The following is a 17,282-nucleotide window of genomic DNA, read 5'->3' as shown; positions in this document are numbered from 1 at the left end:
TGAAATACCCAGCGCAGCGACAATTTTTATCTGAAGTAATCTTTATACAACAGCCAGATCAGACATTAATTTTCGCTAGCGCTCTATCTGTGTTTTTCAAGCATGGTATTCGAATAATAACTACCTCAAACAAACAGTTAATTCTTGGCAAGCAAGGTTGGTAACTCTTGTTTAAACCATAATCGCAACATGTTTTTTTCGTATCGCAATTTACTGCTTTCTCGAAAGGGGTTAAACCTGTGCTTAAAGTTAGGATCTTTTAAGTTGATTTCCGCCTCTTTAAGCACAACGCCTTGGTTATCGAGCAACTGATAGCTAAAGTCTATTCGAGGCATATTCACCCGATTGATTACCCTGACATCCGAGCCACTACGGCCAAAACCCGCATAAGATGCTGAGGTAACCCTACCCGCTAAATCCAAATCTTTAACAGTTATGATCAGCTTTTGATCCTTTGGCAGTTTGGCCGCTAACTTTGCAAAAAAATTGCCTAAGGTATTAAAGGTTTTTTCCTCAAAACGTTCGCTGGAACTACTGGCATGTTTTACATCAGTGAAGTTTTCGGGCTGCTGCCAGATAACTTCTATTTCTGCCTTGGCCAAAGATGACAGGCTGTACAAGGCTAAAGCACAGATAAGAATGGCGAGATAAAAGTGTTTCACTAATTTTTCCATAAAAAATGAACTGGTGATCATTATACAGACGAATGATTATGCTGACAGCTAGCCTAATGTAAAGGGTGCTACTGGAATGCAATATAGTACTATCAAACTTAAGCAAAAGATTGAAGGCACTTATACAAAACCATAAGCACAAAAAAGCCGACTTTAAGTCGGCTTAATGGGTTAAAGCTTATTTAATAAAGTCTTCAGTCAGTTGAAGTGACATCCCTATTACTTAATTGGATTAGTTAAGCTTAGCAGTGATATTCAACTCTTGGTTATTTTTAGCCTGCATGAGATCAATCACAGCTTGTATGCCTTGTTGACGAATAGTAGAAGCAAATTCATTTCGTTTGCTCGATAACAAGCTAATGCCTTCGGCCTCTAAATCATAGGTTTTCCATTCTTGTGTTGACGCGCTTTTACGCATCTTAAAGTTAATGCGTATATCTGGGCGCCCCGCGGTTTGTATGACAGCTCTTATATCCATGCTTTTTTGATTTTGGTAGTCTGCCACTGGTGCAAATACCAGTTGTTGACCACCGTAGTTAGACAATGCCACGGCAAAATTTGAAATTAAGTAAAGCCTAAATTGCTCGATAAATTCTGGAATTTTATCTTGGGGTACAGATCGAAATTGGTTGCCCAACACCTTAAAAGCGGCAAATTTATGATCGACATAAGGCATGAGCTCTTGCTCAATTATGTCTCTAAGGTGATTGGGGTTGGCATTAATCTGGTGTTGCTCTACTTCTATTCTAGTAAAGGTCGTCTTTGTAGCCTGTTCAAGCAATTGCTGCGGGTTGGCTTGCTGGGCAAAACTGACGTTTGCCAATAGCGTGGCCAACACCAGCAGGCTTGACCGAACGAATTTGATAAAAAGTGCTGAATATTGTGTTTTCATAAACCTTAGTTACTTTGTGCTGAAACTTTCATGATGTGATTATGGCTAAGAAATTCACATAAAAATAATTATATTATGATATGTGACACATTTTATTTTGTGATGTATCCTGCTTCTATCATTCTTCTCGAGCAATTTGCCATGCGCCCCCAAGAACTTAATTTGTTAATGGTATTTGATGCCATCATGACTGAACGTTCCATTACTCGAGCCGCTCATCGGCTTGCCATGACACAACCTGCTGTATCAAATGCGGTGAGTAGAATGCGTATTGCTTGGAAAGACGAATTATTTGTTAAAGATGGGCGTAATATTCAACCCACTTTACATGCCCAAAATTTATGGAATCAAGTACGTGCGCCATTGAGTGCATTAACCGAAGCGGTTGATCCTCAGAGTTTTGATCCAGCCACTGCAAAACGCACGTTCAGAGTGGCGGTTAACGACATAGTGGTGGATATGGTATGGCCAAAGTTACGCGCGAAGATCGAAAAACACGCGCCAGGGATCAATATTCATGCTGTTCCCTATACCATAGTTAATACCGAACAAGTGTTAGAAGACGCTGAAGTAGATATGGTGATAGGGGTGACAGGTGTTATCTCGCCGACCTTTAGAGCTGAATATTTATTTGCCCCTACTTATGTTTGTATCATGGATCATGCTCACCCATTAGCCAAAGCCGATTTAAGTTTACAAGAGTTTGCCGAGGCGGATCACCTGTTAGTGTCGCTATCTGGTGATACAACTGGCTATACAGATCAAGTACTACTCCAACACGGCTTGTCTAGGCGAGTCGCTATGTCGGTGAATCATTTTTCTTCAGTGGCTAAGTTAATTAAACGCAGCAACCTAATATGTGTTATTCCCATTCCTGCGGTAGCCAACGAAATCATCGCAGGAGAAATATCAGCCACTAAGCCACCACTAGAATTAATGCCGCAACAAGTTTCAGCCATATGGCACAAAAGGCAAGATTCAGATCAAGGTTTGATTTGGTTACGCGAGCATTTTAAAAACATCGTTAGCAGTACAGTTGAACGCCAGACTCAACAAGTGATGGCGAGTTTATGTAAAACTAACCCCGCTATGTGCCAGAACTGATAACCGAAAAAATCTTGATTAGAATCAACAACAGCTTTAACTTGCAGAGCTAGATAATAAAAACAGGAAGCCAAAAATGTCGGCTAAATTACTCAAGTTCAACTTCATTCTGGCCTTTTTACTGATGATTCCTAGCCAAATAATTCAGGCAAAGATGAGCGATTTTAAAGATGGCCCGGTAATTGTGGGTTATGGAAAACACGCACCAGTAGCTTCAAAAAGCCCGCTAACCAAGCGAGAATTTAAGGTGGCCTTTGATGTGGGTAAAGCAGCAAAACCCGGCGAATTAAATCGACAATTCAACAGTTCAGCGCGTTTTATTAATATGCAAGCGGCAGCCGGGGTGCCAAAAGAAAATATTCACTTGGCTTTAGTGGTGCATGGCAAAGCCAGTTTTGACTTGTTAAATAACCACAATTATCAACAAGCCCACCAACTTGATAATAAAAACCAAGCTTTAATACAAAGCTTATTAGCCAATAATGTGCGGGTTATTTTGTGTGGGCAATCGGCTGCTGCTTACGACATTGCCCTCGAGCAATTAATAACTGGCAGTGAAATAGAATTGTCGGCTATGACGGCCCATGCTCTTTTGCAGCAGCAGGGGTATAGTCTTAATCCGTTTTAATTTTTGCTGTGACTCCTAAATAAAAAGTGTACTAGCTTTATAAAATTAAATAATCAAGACAAACTTGCGATGGCAAATAGCATCAGCTGCTACTTGCCCTAGACTAAAGGCAAGTGGCAAGTTTGTCCTGTTTCATTCATCGCTTTGTGTTTAATCTATCATTTAAGAATATCATCAGCGGCATGTTCCACAGCCGGAAAGTCTTTAACTTTCATAGCCTTAACTGGTTGCTTTTTGATTTTCTTTTGCAGAAATTTAATGGCTTGCTGTAGCTGAGCATCTTCACCTTTAAAGGTCGCATGAGGTAAATTAGTTACTTCAATATCTGGGCTAATGCCGCGCCCTTCGGTTATCCAGCGTCCATCCATGGCATACACAGGAAACTCTGCCACCCTTGCCAGACCATTGTCTGCTTGGCGGTTACGGCCAGACAGCCATACCCCAGCGCCGGCTGTTTGTTTGCCTATCACTGTGCCAAGTTTTAAGGCTTTAACACCAGCGGTGAAGGTTTCACCGTCTGAGTAAGTAAATTGATCGGCCAGTACCACTAAGTGGCCGCGAAAGGCTTGTTGCATATTGCTATAAGCGGGGCCACTTCTTGCTTTCCAGAAAGACCATGCACGTTTTAATAACTTTTCTATAATCCAGCTATCTATATTGCCGCCGTTATTGCGTCTTACATCTATAATTAAGCCTTGTTTGTTATTCTGTGCATAAAATTCTCTCGCAAAGTTTTCAACATCTCCTGCACCCATGGCGCGAAGATGTAAATAGCCAATCTGTTCGTCTGTTTTGAATACTTTTTGCTGATTGTGATACACCCAATCGTAATAACGTTGATAATAGTCGTCTCGTGTTGAGCCCGGCTTAACCACAGTTTTAATTTCTTCACCTTGTCTTTTTAAAGTGAGTAATACTTGTTTGCCCACCTGATTTTGTAGGGCCTTGGCAATATCGGCAAGCACTTTGATGGGCTGACCGTTTATGGCGTGGATAACATCTCCTACTTGGGCATTAACACCTGGTTTAGCTAGAGGTGATTGCATGCTAATTAATTCTGGATCATTGGCATAAATCTTTTCAATTTCTACCCCTTGTTGGTTTTGTTTGTATTGGGCGCCTAGAGTGGCAGGTTTAGCTTGCTTGTTATCTGTGGGTAGGTCGCCACCATAGACTTGAGAATGCAGGGTGTTTAGTTCGCCCATCATTTGTTTAAAAATATCGTTTAATTCATGACGATCGGTTAAGCGGCTAAGTAGTGGCTGATATTTTTGTTTAACCGCTGCCCAGTCAAGGCCACGCATGTTTTTATCAAATAAAGAATCGCGGTGCATTAACCAAGCATCGTGGAATATCTGTTGCCATTCTTGTTGTGGATCGATAAATAGCTTCCAATCACTGGTGTTGATTTTTATATCAGCTGCTTTGCTATTAAATTTAGCTTTGGCATCTACTAAGAACATGGCCTTTTTGTTGCCGGTTTGCTGCATGAAAAGGGTTTTCCCATCATCCGATAAACTGGCGTTTTGCACTTTTTCGGCAAAGGTTTCGACTTTAGTGTTGGCCTTTATCTCTATAGATTTAAGTGCAGGCTGACTGCCTGGTTCGGTAATTTTGTCTAACACATATAAGTATTTTTGATTGGCCAACAAATTACTGTAATTACCTGCAGGTACTGGGACTTGCCACAATCTTTTTTCTAACCCTTGCCAATCAACGACTATGGTTGCGGGTTCTTTGTTGGGCGTTGCTTTTTTGTTTGTTTCTGGCTCTGCAGAGTTTTCTTGCTTGTCACCTTTTTCGGCGGCAAGTTGGTCTAATTCAGTAGGTGACGCAAAAGGAAATGAGGCATCTTTGTTTAAGGCAATAGCGAAGATTTGTGCTTTTCGATCAAAGTTGGCGCCCATATTTCTGTCTCCCCAAGGCGAATTGGGATGAACATCAAAGTTACGGTCAGACAAAAAATATAGCCATTGGTTATCGGCCGAAAAAGCCGGTGAATAAGAAAAATACTTATCACTGGTTAATACTTTTTTATTGTTGTTTTGAATATCGATCAACAGTATTTTGCTGCGCTTTAGCTCAGTACTGTTCTGGAAATAATTGAGCGCAATCAGTTGGCTATTTGATGACCAAACTAATTCGCCAAAGTCTGCGCCTATTTCTAAATCCCCTAGCACTTTTTTATTTTGTTTAGATTGAATGTCTAACATCCAAAGATTGCCCTGCTTGTCATTGTGTGCAATGAATTTTCCATCTGGTGATAAAAATAAGTTAAAACGAAATACTTGCCCATCAAAAGTGAGTTGCTCTGCTCCTTCTGAACCATCGGCAGGATATTGCCAAATTTCTAATTCGCCGCTGTTGTCATTAATGGCATACACAAACTGATTATCATGGCTAAGTATGGCTTTACGGGTACGAGAATTGGCAGGTGTGGCAACTTCAACCAGTCGGCTGCCATCGGCTGTAGCTATGGCCACTCTGCCTCTGGCGGTAATCACGACTTTTTTACTGTCACTGGCTTGTTTTGCTGAGGTTAAATAGTTAATAGGGTTATTCACCCAATGTTTTCTTTGCTGAGCAAAGTCAGAGGTTAGCGCAATCTCGACTTTGTTACTTTGACCAGTGGTTAAATCTAAAATTTTGATATCTGCGCCCAGTTGATAAGCAATTTTATCTTTAAATAAACGGGCACTTCTGACTTCCCAATCGGTATAGCGAGTATGCTGTTGTTGATCGCGACCATTGAGTTTCATCGACCATATATTATCGCTGCCACTTTGATTACTAATAAAATACACACGCTGGCCAGCTACCATAGGTGAACGCACCGAACCTTGATGCTTAGCTGTGAGATGCTCGGCTTCTTTATCGTCATTTAATGAGAATTTCCAAATTTCGCCTTTTGCACCACCTTGATAATGCTTAGCGTTGTCGGTTGACACTTGTAGGCCAAACTGACTAAAAAACAGGGTGTTATCTGGCGCAAGGCTACCATCCACCGCATCGGCTAAGGGCAGGGTAGTAGTAGTGAGAGACTTTGGCTCGACTAATTTTAAGGTCCAGTTGCCTGCAGGCCCTACTCGACCATTGTAGCTATATAACACCTGCCCGTTTTGGCTCCAGCCGTGTAACTTAATCCGGGTATTTTCAAAGCTAAGTTGTTTGGCTAAACCACCATTTATTGGCATTACATGGACTTCTGGTGCACCAGTATAATTCGCCACAAAAGCAATCCAATTGCCATCAGGAGAAATGCTAGCTTGGCTTTCTTCTGCCACTTGGCTGGTAAGACGCTGGGCATATTTATCAGATAAAGCCATTTTCCACAGGTCGCCCTCAGCAGTAAAAACTAAGGTGTTATTGTGCAAGGCGGGAAAACGATAATAACCTTGGGAGGCAAAGGTTTGTTGAACAAACAAAATTAAACAGGCCAAGAATAATGAGCGCATAAGGCAATTCCTTTTAATGCTTTATTTAGGGTTAAATAAATTATCGAGCAAATCAGTGAGTTTCTATGGGTATTATGGGCTAAAGAAAACCACAAAACTCTCAATATAGATGTCAAAGTGCTACCATTCCACACTTGTATATTTAAAGTCAAAATTTGCTGAGTTTTTATTTGTATGTCTAATTGGATTTGTCCCGCTTGTTTTCTCCCTTTGTCGCTAGAGCAAAAATTGTTGGCTTGTGCGCAGGGGCATCGCTTTGATATGGCGAAAGAAGGCTATGTAAATTTGCTATTAGCTCAACACAAAAACAGTAAACAGCCTGGTGACAACAAACAAATGGTGAATGGCCGCAGAGCGTTTTTAGAGCAAGGTTATTATCAACCTCTGGCAGATGGTTTAGCGGGGATATTCGCCGACTATTTGGCAAAACAACAGGCGTCCAGTGGCAAGCACTTTTTTGATGCAGGGTGTGGTGAAGGCTATTATATCAATGATATTCGCCAGAGTATCGATAATCAGCATGTACATTATAGCGGCGTTGATATCTCAAAGTTTGCTGTGCAAAAAGCTGCAAAAAAATACCCTGAAGCACACTTTGCGGTGGCTAGTACCTATCAGATCCCTTTGCCAGATGGTCAACAAGATGCTGTATTACAAATTTTTGCACCTAGCAGTGAAACAGAAATTTTGCGCATTTTAAAAGCACAAGGTATTTGGATCACTGTTAACCCTGCTGCCAATCACTTACAGCAATTAAAACAATGTTTATACGATAATCCCACTGAACACAAAAGTGCGACAAAGCAGCCTGAAGGCTTTGAGTTAATCCTACAACAGCAATTAAGTTTTGATTTTGTATTAACAGAGCCACAACAGCGCGAAAACCTACTGATGATGACACCTTATTTTTGGACCGCCACAGAAGCCAAAAAACATCGTTTAATGGCGGAGTTGCAAGAAGTAACAGCTGACTTTGATATAGCGGTATTTGCTAAACGCTAGATAGGACGTATCGAACGTTTAGCAGAAAAATGACTAAGGTGTTTAATGCCTTGACTAAGAATATTAGTGTCGACTTGATTAAAGGTTTCGTCACCTGTCATTAAATCAAATACTCGCACATTGCCATTATTGAAAATTTCAATTCTTTGGCTTGGGGTAAGCAATACTACTTTACTGCCTTGAGTACTCACTAAATAACCACTGTTATTCTTTTGGGTTAATGATGAGCCAGTGCTGTAGGCACTCGCATTAGCACTGCAACCCAATAAAGATAAAGCAGTTGGCGCGATATCTTCAAAGCTAGAAAACTCTTTTTTAACGGCAAAGTTGGTCATAAGTAGGTCATGTTTACTGTCTTGAGAAGTAAAGGATGTCACTATGACTTGATATTGGCTAAGCACCTCATCTGTGAGTAAGGCAAATAATTGTGCCTTATCTACCATGCCCAAGGCTAGGTTACTTTGCCCTTGTAGAACTTGATTTTTAAAGGTTGCCCAGTCTTGTTGATATTGCGCTGTTTCACCCAATAGCGCTCCATCTTGGCTATACAAAGACACGGTTAAACCTAAACTGGCGGGTAGTTGAAGTAACACAGGTGCATAGCCAGTAAGACTAGAATGATAGAGTTCTGGCAGCCCATACAATAGAGTCGTAGCCGCGGTAGAGACTGTATCTGGCAATAAGTAGTGCTGATTAAAGCGGGTTAGTCCATCTATGCTGCTAGGTAATTTGCCATTAACTAAAGCCAAGACTAAGACTTTTTGGGTGTTATTGACCGAGCAATATACGGGTTCAGCAGGATAACGAATGCCAGAAATAGTTTGATCAAACTGCAAAGCTTTACGTTGTTGATAGTCTTCTAAATCTAATAAGCTGTAACGCGACATTAAGGTTTTGGCGGTGGCCGGGTAAGACAAAGGAAACATATTATCTTGTTGCACTATGGGCTGATACAAATTGGCATCTGCCCACACATGCAAAGCGTGACTTAGCACAAAACAACTCACAAAAAAGCTGGTTATAGGTAAGCCCAGTTTACGTTTTTGTAATCGATTAATGCGTTTCCACAGGGCATTAGCTAGGGTTAATTGAAATGATAACCACACCACAAATAACAATAATAAAAAGCCCCATTGTTGCCAGCCAAATTGTGCCATAGCGGTTTGGGCTTCAGAGCGAATTAATTCGGCAGAATTAAGGCTCAGATGCACGCCATATTTGTTATACAGCAAAGCATCAAAGGCCAATAGCGCTAAACCAGTGGCGGCTAAAATTGAACTAATGGCTTTGACCAACTTGGCGTTAGCCAGCAAATAACATAAAGGTAAAATTAAGATGACAAAGGCAAAAAAAGTTAAAAAACCAATGTGGCTTATCCAAGTCACAAATAAATAAAAGGTCCCTAACAAAGTACCAGGAGCAGGGGAGTTTAAAATATAAATCGCAGCTATGGTGGCCGCAATAACAATATTTAATAGAGCAAACCAATGCCCCCATGTCACTAATCGGGTGACTAATTTTCTGCGCGGAGTTTCGCCTAGGATCATTTAACTAATCGACCTTTTTTATTTTCCATTGATACTTTTAAGCAGCACTTGTGTAAACTGTTCGGCCATTTGTTGACGCTGACTTTCAGGCACTTGTTGTTGAAAGATATTGGTAATGGTATTTCCTAGCACCATAAGCGACAAATCGCGGGTAGCTTGGTGCTTTTCTAGGGCAATAAAAATGTCTTGGGAAATCGCATCAAATTGACTATCAGAATATTTAGATTGTTGTGGCATCTAGCGTGGCTCAAAAATTAATGGTCAGTGTATAAATGCGATAGTACCAATGGTCTGAATAAAATGCGAATAAACCCATAAAGCTGTAGCGAATTTAAATAGATTTTTGTTAAGGAATAAATGTGAGTGCTTTAATTCATCACTTTGTAGTTCATCAATTAGTGGTTAATCAACAACAAGAACTCAGCCTAGTGCCACGTAATAGTTGTTTTGATGTTAGCCCTGAAATTGAAAATTTGGCTCAACAAGTTAATCACGCCTTTAACACTAAACCAGGTAAAGGCGTGGGTGGCTTTGTGGCAGACAATGCAGAAATAGTCAGTGTTAGCCGAGAAACCGAAGAAGGTGAAGAAGCGCAAGTACTCACTCCGCACTCAGTGCCCTTTAAATCTATTTTGGCCGAAATGCAGAATGAGTCTATCGACTTTGTGGATTTTAGTATTCAAGCTAGCGAGTTATTAAAAAAATCCCTGATTGATACCGGCACTTTAGAAACCGGCTTTGTGTTATTTAGCCATTATCAGTTTTTAGCAACAGATTATTTAATGATTGCCATATTAAACACTAAGCAACACGTTGAGATTAATCGCGACTTAGAACTCACTAGCAGTGATCACTTAGATCTGGCAAAAATGCAGTTGGCAGTCAGAATTGATCTCACTCAACTGGCGGTGAGCCCAGAACAACAGCGTTATATTAGTTTTATTAAAGGGCGTATGGGGCGTAAGGTCTCCGACTTCTTCATGCACTTTATTGGTTGCGAAGAGTTAGTTGATATTAAACAACAAAACAAACAACTGCTGAATACAGTGGATGCGTTTTTATCTGCTGAGCAACTCGACCCAGTAGAAAAACATCAAGCACGTTCTACTGTATCCGACTATTACAAAGAAAAACTAGAAGCTGGCGAAGATATTCAAATTCAAGAACTTGCAGCTAAGTTACCCAGCGAACATGTGAGTTTTGAACAGTTTAACCAGCAAGCAGAAGTGCCAGTGGAAGAGCAGTTTCAAGCAGATAGAAGCGCTTTAAAAACCTTAGCTAAATTTAGCGGGCAAGGTGGGGGGATTTCTTTAAGCTTTGAACGAAAACTTTTAGGTGACCGTGTCAGTTATGATGCAGGCTCTGATACTTTAATGATTAGAGGCATTCCGCCTAACCTAAAAGATCAATTATTGAAATCACAAAGCTGACATCTGCCAGCAATTCTTTATACTAGTACAGATTAATAGAGGCCTGCAAAAGGCCACCCTAAGCCAAGGTAACGACTTATTTATATGCAATTATTTGTTAACGATTTAACCGTAATGGACTTCTCTTATTTATGCCCAGAACGAGGCATGGTGGGCGAAAGCTGGATTGTAGACGTGATCCTTAAGGGTGATTTAAACGAAGAAAGCATGGTATTAGATTTTGGTAAAGTTAAAAAACAACTGAAATATCTAATAGACGAGTACATTGACCATAAATTATTAGTGCCGGTAGAACATGCTTACAGCCAAGTGCAGCGTGATGATAAAACCGAAATGGTTAAGGTCGATTTTATGCGTCCTAATCAGCAATCTATTCATTTGAATTGCCCGGCAGAAGCTTATGCCTTTGTGTATTCTGAGCATGTCACTATGCCATCGGTGAGTGATTACTTAAAAGACGTGATTGCCACACACTTGCCAGAAAATGTAGCTGGTATAGAGCTTAATTTACGCGCAGAAGTAATAGACACCCCTTATTACCATTACACCCACGGACTTAAAAAGCACGATGGCAATTGTCAGCGTATCGCCCATGGGCACAGATCCAAAGTGGTGGTCTACGAAAACCAACAACCAAGTCTTGAATGGCAAGCTTATTGGGCAGATCGTTGGTGTGATATTTATATTGGCTCTAATGAAGATTTAGTAGAATTGACTGAGACCGCTTTTGAGCCATCTCTAGCTGATTATACTCAGCACTACTTGTTTGCTTATGAATCGTCGCAAGGAAGGTTTGAGCTGGCCATTCCAAAAGCCGAAACTGAAATGGTGGATACCGATACTACAGTAGAATGTTTGGCCCAGTTTATGGCCGATGAACACAAACGCATGAAGGCTCAAAGCGAGTTTACTGTGTATGCCTATGAAGGCGTAGGTAAAGGAGCCATTGCTTTTGCTTAAACTTTGGGCGGCTTTGATTAGCTTTGGTGTTTCCAGCACTTTGCTGGCGGCTAACATTGAACTTAAGGGCGAATTGACTCAAGGAAGCTTGGTACGCGGGCAGCTTCCCGCTAACTCCCAATTGTGGTTAAACGATAGCCCAGTCAAGGTGTCACCTGAAGGTTTGTTTGCTTTTGGGTTTGGGCGAGATGCTAAACTTGAGCATAGCCTTAAATGGCAAGATGCAAAGGGTAATAATTATCAGCAATCTATAGTGCTAACCGCCAGAGACTACCCAACTCAAAAAATTGAAGGGGTAGCCAGCAAGTATGTTAGCCCACCAGAAAGTGTTTCTAAGCGAATTGCCAAAGATAATCAACAAATTGCCCAAGCTCGAGCAACCTTCACCGCAAAAACCTTTTTTTACCAAGACTTCATCTGGCCTGCGCAAGGCCCAATTAGCGGAGTTTATGGTAGCCAAAGGATATTTAACGGTGTGCCAAAGCGCCCCCATTATGGCTTAGATGTGGCTGCACCTACTGGCACGCCTGTATACGCACCGGCAGATGGTATAGTGAGTTTATTTGAAGCAAATATGTATTATTCAGGCGGCACTATGATCATTGATCATGGTTATGGCGTGACCTCGACTTTTTTACATTTAAGTAAAGCCCATGTCAGTGTGGGTACAGAAGTCAAACAAGGGGATTTAGTCGCAGAGATTGGCGCCACTGGCCGTGCAACGGGAGCGCATTTAGACTGGCGAATTAATTGGTTTAAAGAAAGGTTAGATCCCGAACTGTTAGTACCAAAAAGGTAAATTCAGGGTAATTTGCGGATTTTTAGCCAAATGCTCAAAAATTACCCTCGCGTTTTTCCTTAACTTCTGTATAATTCGCGCCCTGCCCAGTTGCCCCCGCTTTGGGAAAGCGGATAAATCAATCGACTCGAAGGGGTCAAAGCATTGATTTTTAGCGGTTTTGTGTAGCAGTCGGTGGTTAAACTCCGAACACAAAACTAAGTAACGATTATTTATATATTTCGGGTATTTTTAAATGAAAACTTTTGTTGCAAAGCCAGAAACGGTAAAACGTGAATGGTATGTGGTTGACGCCGCAGACAAAACACTTGGTCGTTTAGCGACTGAGATTGCTATCCGCTTACGCGGTAAGCATAAGCCAGAGTACACACCTCACGTGGACACTGGTGATTACATTGTTGTGATCAACGCTGAGAAAGTCACTGTTACTGGCAACAAAGCCAAGGGCAAGATGTACTACTCACACACTGGTTACCCAGGCGGTCTTAAAGAGACTAACTTTGAAAAGTTACAAGCCCACAAGCCAGAGATGATCATTGAAAAAGCGGTTAAAGGTATGTTGCCTAAAGGTCCTCTTGGACGCGATATGTTCCGCAAAATGAAAGTCTTCGCTGGCCCTGAGCATAAACATGCTGCTCAGCAGCCTCAAGTCTTAGACCTTTAAGGAGCATTACAGATGGCAGATAATCAATATTACGGCACTGGCCGACGCAAAAGCTCTACCGCTCGTGTTTTTCTTCGTGCAGGTAGTGGCAACATTGTAGTAAATCAACGTCCTCTTGACGTATTCTTTGGTCGTGAGACTGCACGTATGATCGTGCGTCAACCATTAGAATTAGTTGAAATGACTGAAAAATTTGACCTTTACATCACAGTTGCTGGTGGTGGTATCAGTGGTCAAGCTGGTGCAATTCGTCACGGCATTACACGTGCCTTGATGGAATTTGACGAAACCCTTCGTCCAGCATTACGTAAAGCGGGCTTTGTTACTCGTGATGCACGTAAAGTTGAGCGTAAGAAAGTTGGTCTTCATAAAGCACGTAAACGTCCTCAATTCTCAAAACGTTAATTGTCAGACGACAACAACTTTTCAAAAACCCAGCTTTTGCTGGGTTTTTTATTGCCTGCTTTTTGAGCGATTTGCGATTTCACAGGTTAAAATTCAGAAAATTTTTGTTAAGTATCGGTTATTCTTCAATTTATTGACTATTTCCTTGTCTTTTATATGGGTTTTCTTTTATCATTTTCGGTCAATAATAAAACTTTATTTATTTCCAATAAGAAGTGCGGCAATAAAATTAAAGTGTCGGTCAAATTAACCCTCGGAGATTAGTGGATGAGCAATGTATCTATAGATGCGCATGATTCGTCTGAAGCCGAAAACCAACCAGATAATAGTAATAGACGTCGTTTTTTAACGGTGGCAACTTCTGTTGTTGGTGGTGTCGGTGTAGTCGGTGCAGCAGTGCCCTTTATTGCATCCTGGAACCCTAGTATTAAAGCGAAAGCTGCAGGTGCGGATGTGGAAGCTGACATCAGTAAACTCGAACCAGGTCAACTGATCCGGGTAATTTGGCGAAGCAAACCAGTGTGGATTGCACGCAGAACGCCAGAATTATTGGCAACTTTATCTGCCCACAACGATCAATTAAAAGATCCAGATTCAAACGAAGAGCAGCAGCCAGAGTTTGCTAAAAATCCTCATCGTTCGTTAAAAGAAGAAATTTTGGTGCTAGTGGGTATTTGTACTCACTTAGGCTGTTCTCCACAGCATTTAAAAGATGGCGCCTTTGCAGAGTATGTTGAAGGTGTAGAAGAAGGCTTCTTCTGTCCTTGTCATGGCTCTAAATTTGATATGGCGGGCCGCGTGTTCCAAAACGTACCTGCTGGATTAAACCTAGTGGTTCCGCCTTATAGATTTGTTGATGACAATACTATTTTGATCGGTTCCGAAGAAGGGGCAGCATAATATGTGGAAAAATTTCATGGATTGGGTGGAGTATCGTCTGCCCGTAATGCGTGTTGCAAACATGCATGCTATTCAATATCCCGCACCCAGAAATATGAACTTTTGGTATATGTTCGGATTTTTGGCCACCATAGTTTTAGTTAATCAGATAGTTACTGGTATTTGGTTAACCATGAGCTACACACCTAGCGCAGAAGAGGCCTTTGCTTCGGTAGAGTACATTATGCGTGATGTAGAATATGGCTATATTCTACGTTATATGCACAGTACAGGTGCGTCAGCCTTCTTTATAGTTGTGTATTTACACATGTTTAGAGGCATGATTTATGGCTCTTATCAAAAACCTCGTGAACTTCTGTGGTTGTTTGGTATGTTCATTTATCTTGCGCTAATGGCTGAAGCCTTTATGGGTTATGTACTACCTTGGGGGCAAATGTCTTATTGGGGTGCACAAGTTATTGTATCTTTGTTTAGTGCTATCCCTGTGATTGGCCCAGACTTAGTGATTTGGATCCAAGGTGACTATGTTATCTCTGGCGCCACCCTTAACCGTTTCTTTGCTTTGCACGTTATTGCCTTGCCTTTAGTCATTGTTATTTTAGTGTTTTTACACATTGTGGCACTACACGAAGTGGGTTCAAACAACCCAGATGGCACAGATGTAAAACGTAAAAAAGGCTCGCTAAGCGAAGACGAAAAAACCAAATATAAGATCCATGAGTACTACACCAGCAAGTACGACATTGTTGATGACATAGTGCCTTTCTTCCCGCACATAGTGTTAAAAGACTTAGTGGGCTTTAGTGTGTTCTTATTGGCATTCTGCTACATCATGTTCTTTAACCCAGAAATGGGTGGATACTTCTTAGAGCATCCAAACTTTGAAATTGCTAACCCGCTTAAAACGCCAGAGCATATTTTCCCTGTTTGGTACTTCACGCCTTTTTATGCCATTTTGAAAGCTGTACCGCATAAACTAGGTGGGGTTATTGCTATGTTTGCGGCCATTATCTTCTTGGCTCTATTGCCTTGGATAGACCGCGGTAAAGTGAAATCTTGGCGTTATCGTTGTGGCTTACACAGATGGAACCTAATAGTGTTTGCAATGGTATTTATTTTCTTAGGTTATTTAGGTGGTACGCCACAAGAAAACTGGAAAATAGTTGCTTCACAAATTGCCACTATTATGTACTTCGGCTTCTTTGCTTTATTGTTTATTTACAGCAAAAACGAACAAACTAAACCGGTACCAGCGAGGATCACAGAATGAAAAAGATAGTTTTTGTATTATCCTTGTTATTGCCTTTAGGTGTGTTTGCCGCTGGCAGCAATGTGCCTTTAGATAAAGCCGAATACGACTTAACCGACAAAGCATCGCTGCAAAAAGGTGCGCAATTGTTCATGAACTATTGTTTAGGTTGTCACCAAACTCAGTATCAGCGTTACCAACGTACTTTTGAAGACTTAGGTATTCCTGTTGAGCTAGGTCAAGAAAACCTACAATTTACTGGTGAAAAACCTGGCGAGCATATTAAAAATGCAATGCCAGTAGAGTCAGCGGCAAAATGGTTTGGTGCACCACCTCCAGATCTAACTTTGGTGGCCCGTGTTCGTGGCGCAGATTGGTTATACACTTACTTGCGTACTTTCTACCAAGATGACAGCCGCCCATTTGGGGTTAACAACTTAGTCTTTCCAGAAGTGGGTATGCCGCACGTGTTGCAAGAGCTTCAGGGGATCCCTCGCCAAGCCACAGAAAAAATGTTGGTAGATGGTGAAATGGTTGACCGTGAAGTGGGCATTAAAGCCGACGGCAGTGGTGAACTAAGTGCAGCCGAATACGATAAAGCAGTATTGGACTTAGTGAATTACTTGGTTTACATAGGTGAGCCTTCGCGTTTGGAGTCTGAAAGTATTGGCCGCTGGGTAATGGTATTTTTATTAGTACTGTTTATTTTGGTGTACTTACTGAAAAAAGAATATTGGAGAGATGTACACTAATTCATCACACTTTTGAAACGAATCTAGTGTATAATCCGCAAAATTTTTTAGAAGGGGCTTTAAGCCCCTTCTTTTCCGTTTTTATTCGATTATTTTAGTTTGAAGCAGTCGAACAAAACCGAAAATACGACACCTTAGCTAAGGCTTGGGTGTGAATAAGTTAGAAATTAGGAGATATTTAAATGGCTGTAGCCGCAAATAAACGTTCAATTATGACGTTGTTCTCAGATAACCTAGACATATACAGTCACCAAACGCGTATAGTGTTGGCGGAAAAAGGTGTGGGTGTTGAGATTTCCTATACCGATCCTAACAACCTGCCAGAAGATTTATTAGATTTAAACCCTTATGGCACAGTGCCTACTTTAGTTGATAGAGAGTTAGTTTTATATAACTCACATATCATTATGGAATATTTAGATGAGCGTTTCCCACATCCACCTTTGATGCCAGTTTATCCAGTATCTCGTGGTCAAAGCCGTCTTACTATGCACCGCATTCAAAACGACTGGTATGTGTTAGCTGAGCAAATTTTAGCGAAGAAAGGTGATCTTGATACTGCCCGTAATGAGTTACGTGAAGCTTTATTAAGCTTAGCCCCACTATTTGCTGAAACGCCTTATTTTATGAGTGAAGAATTCAGCCTAGTAGACTGTTATTTAGCTCCGCTGTTATGGCGTTTACCGGCTCTAGGTATTGAGCTTACTGGCAATGGCAGCAAAGATGTGCGCGCGTACATGAATCGAATCTTCGAAAGACCTTCGTTTAAAGCTTCGTTGACCGATCAAGAACGCGAAATTCTTAACCCTTTATAGTGAAGT

Annotated in this window: 17 protein-coding genes; 12 read left to right on the top strand and 5 right to left on the bottom strand. The window is 41.2% G+C overall.

Translation table 11 applies throughout. The features are described from left to right. Positions 1 to 137: 137 nt before the first annotated feature. Positions 138 to 662: a DUF3016 domain-containing protein gene (locus ACVCDT_RS00385; protein WP_447130758.1), complete on the bottom strand. Its 525-nt coding sequence runs from the start codon at positions 660 to 662 to the stop codon at positions 138 to 140. 244 nt (positions 663 to 906) lie between these two features. Next, positions 907 to 1,566, bottom strand: a complete 660-nt coding sequence (locus tag ACVCDT_RS00380) for an MlaC/ttg2D family ABC transporter substrate-binding protein (RefSeq protein ID WP_447130757.1) — start codon at positions 1,564 to 1,566, stop codon at positions 907 to 909. A 75-nt stretch (positions 1,567 to 1,641) separates the two neighbouring features. On the opposite strand from ACVCDT_RS00380, the gene ACVCDT_RS00375 reads away from it, so the two are divergent. Both ACVCDT_RS00375 and ACVCDT_RS00370 read left to right on the top strand, forming a co-directional pair. Next, positions 1,642 to 2,670 (top strand): LysR family transcriptional regulator, encoded by a 1,029-nt coding sequence (locus tag ACVCDT_RS00375; RefSeq protein WP_447130756.1) that lies wholly within the window; start codon positions 1,642 to 1,644, stop codon positions 2,668 to 2,670. A gap of 76 nt (positions 2,671 to 2,746) precedes the next feature. Then, entirely contained in the window at positions 2,747 to 3,298 is a 552-nt protein-coding gene (locus tag ACVCDT_RS00370) for a DsrE family protein (RefSeq protein ID WP_447130755.1), read from the top strand. Between the two features lie 158 nt (positions 3,299 to 3,456). Here the strand turns inward: ACVCDT_RS00370 and ACVCDT_RS00365 are convergent, their stop codons facing one another. Next, complete coding sequence (locus ACVCDT_RS00365; protein ID WP_447130754.1) at positions 3,457 to 6,753, bottom strand: S41 family peptidase; 3,297 nt, start codon at positions 6,751 to 6,753, stop codon at positions 3,457 to 3,459. Positions 6,754 to 6,927: 174 nt separating this feature from the next. Here ACVCDT_RS00365 and ACVCDT_RS00360 point away from each other — a divergent pair, with 174 nt between their 5' ends. Further along, the gene (locus tag ACVCDT_RS00360) at positions 6,928 to 7,755 is read left to right on the top strand and encodes a putative RNA methyltransferase (protein WP_447130753.1); all 828 of its coding nucleotides are present in this window, start codon (positions 6,928 to 6,930) and stop codon (positions 7,753 to 7,755) included. Here ACVCDT_RS00360 and ACVCDT_RS00355 read toward each other — a convergent pair. Together ACVCDT_RS00355 and ACVCDT_RS00350 are read right to left on the bottom strand one after the other, a co-directional pair. Beyond that, entirely contained in the window at positions 7,752 to 9,302 is a 1,551-nt protein-coding gene (locus ACVCDT_RS00355; protein ID WP_447130752.1) for a DUF3413 domain-containing protein, read from the bottom strand. The genes ACVCDT_RS00360 and ACVCDT_RS00355 overlap by 4 nt on opposite strands. A gap of 18 nt (positions 9,303 to 9,320) precedes the next feature. Further along, entirely contained in the window at positions 9,321 to 9,539 is a 219-nt protein-coding gene (locus ACVCDT_RS00350; protein WP_447130751.1) for a YejL family protein, read from the bottom strand. Positions 9,540 to 9,661: 122 nt separating this feature from the next. Between ACVCDT_RS00350 and yejK the strand changes: the two genes are divergently transcribed. The 9 genes from yejK (at position 9,662) to sspA (ending at position 17,276) form a co-directional block, all read left to right on the top strand. Further along, complete coding sequence (gene yejK / locus ACVCDT_RS00345; protein WP_447130750.1) at positions 9,662 to 10,732, top strand: nucleoid-associated protein YejK; 1,071 nt, start codon at positions 9,662 to 9,664, stop codon at positions 10,730 to 10,732. A gap of 84 nt (positions 10,733 to 10,816) precedes the next feature. Further along, positions 10,817 to 11,692: a 6-pyruvoyl trahydropterin synthase family protein gene (locus tag ACVCDT_RS00340; protein WP_447130749.1), complete on the top strand. Its 876-nt coding sequence runs from the start codon at positions 10,817 to 10,819 to the stop codon at positions 11,690 to 11,692. Continuing rightward, the gene (locus ACVCDT_RS00335; protein ID WP_447130748.1) at positions 11,679 to 12,491 is read left to right on the top strand and encodes a M23 family metallopeptidase; all 813 of its coding nucleotides are present in this window, start codon (positions 11,679 to 11,681) and stop codon (positions 12,489 to 12,491) included. The genes ACVCDT_RS00340 and ACVCDT_RS00335 overlap by 14 nt, the downstream gene beginning before the upstream one ends. Positions 12,492 to 12,726: 235 nt before the next feature. Further along, on the top strand, positions 12,727 to 13,155 hold the full coding sequence (rplM, locus tag ACVCDT_RS00330) for a 50S ribosomal protein L13 (RefSeq protein ID WP_447130747.1): 429 nt from the start codon (positions 12,727 to 12,729) through the stop codon (positions 13,153 to 13,155). A gap of 12 nt (positions 13,156 to 13,167) precedes the next feature. Next, a complete protein-coding gene (rpsI, locus tag ACVCDT_RS00325) occupies positions 13,168 to 13,560 on the top strand; it encodes a 30S ribosomal protein S9 (RefSeq protein WP_215927513.1) in 393 nt (130 codons plus the stop codon). Between the two features lie 267 nt (positions 13,561 to 13,827). Continuing rightward, entirely contained in the window at positions 13,828 to 14,460 is a 633-nt protein-coding gene (gene petA / locus ACVCDT_RS00320) for a ubiquinol-cytochrome c reductase iron-sulfur subunit (RefSeq protein ID WP_447130746.1), read from the top strand. A gap of 1 nt (position 14,461) precedes the next feature. After that, the gene (locus tag ACVCDT_RS00315) at positions 14,462 to 15,730 is read left to right on the top strand and encodes a cytochrome b (RefSeq protein ID WP_447130745.1); all 1,269 of its coding nucleotides are present in this window, start codon (positions 14,462 to 14,464) and stop codon (positions 15,728 to 15,730) included. Continuing rightward, positions 15,727 to 16,461: a cytochrome c1 gene (locus ACVCDT_RS00310; protein ID WP_447130744.1), complete on the top strand. Its 735-nt coding sequence runs from the start codon at positions 15,727 to 15,729 to the stop codon at positions 16,459 to 16,461. Before ACVCDT_RS00315 ends, ACVCDT_RS00310 begins: the two co-directional genes overlap by 4 nt. Positions 16,462 to 16,643: 182 nt before the next feature. Then, positions 16,644 to 17,276 carry a stringent starvation protein SspA gene (gene sspA / locus ACVCDT_RS00305; protein WP_447130743.1) on the top strand — a complete coding sequence of 211 codons (633 nt, stop codon included), beginning with the start codon at positions 16,644 to 16,646 and terminating at the stop codon, positions 17,274 to 17,276. The last annotated feature ends 6 nt before the right edge of the window (positions 17,277 to 17,282 follow it).

Source organism: Paraglaciecola aestuariivivens, from assembly GCF_052983255.1.
This window is presented reverse-complemented; position numbering and strand designations above follow the sequence as displayed.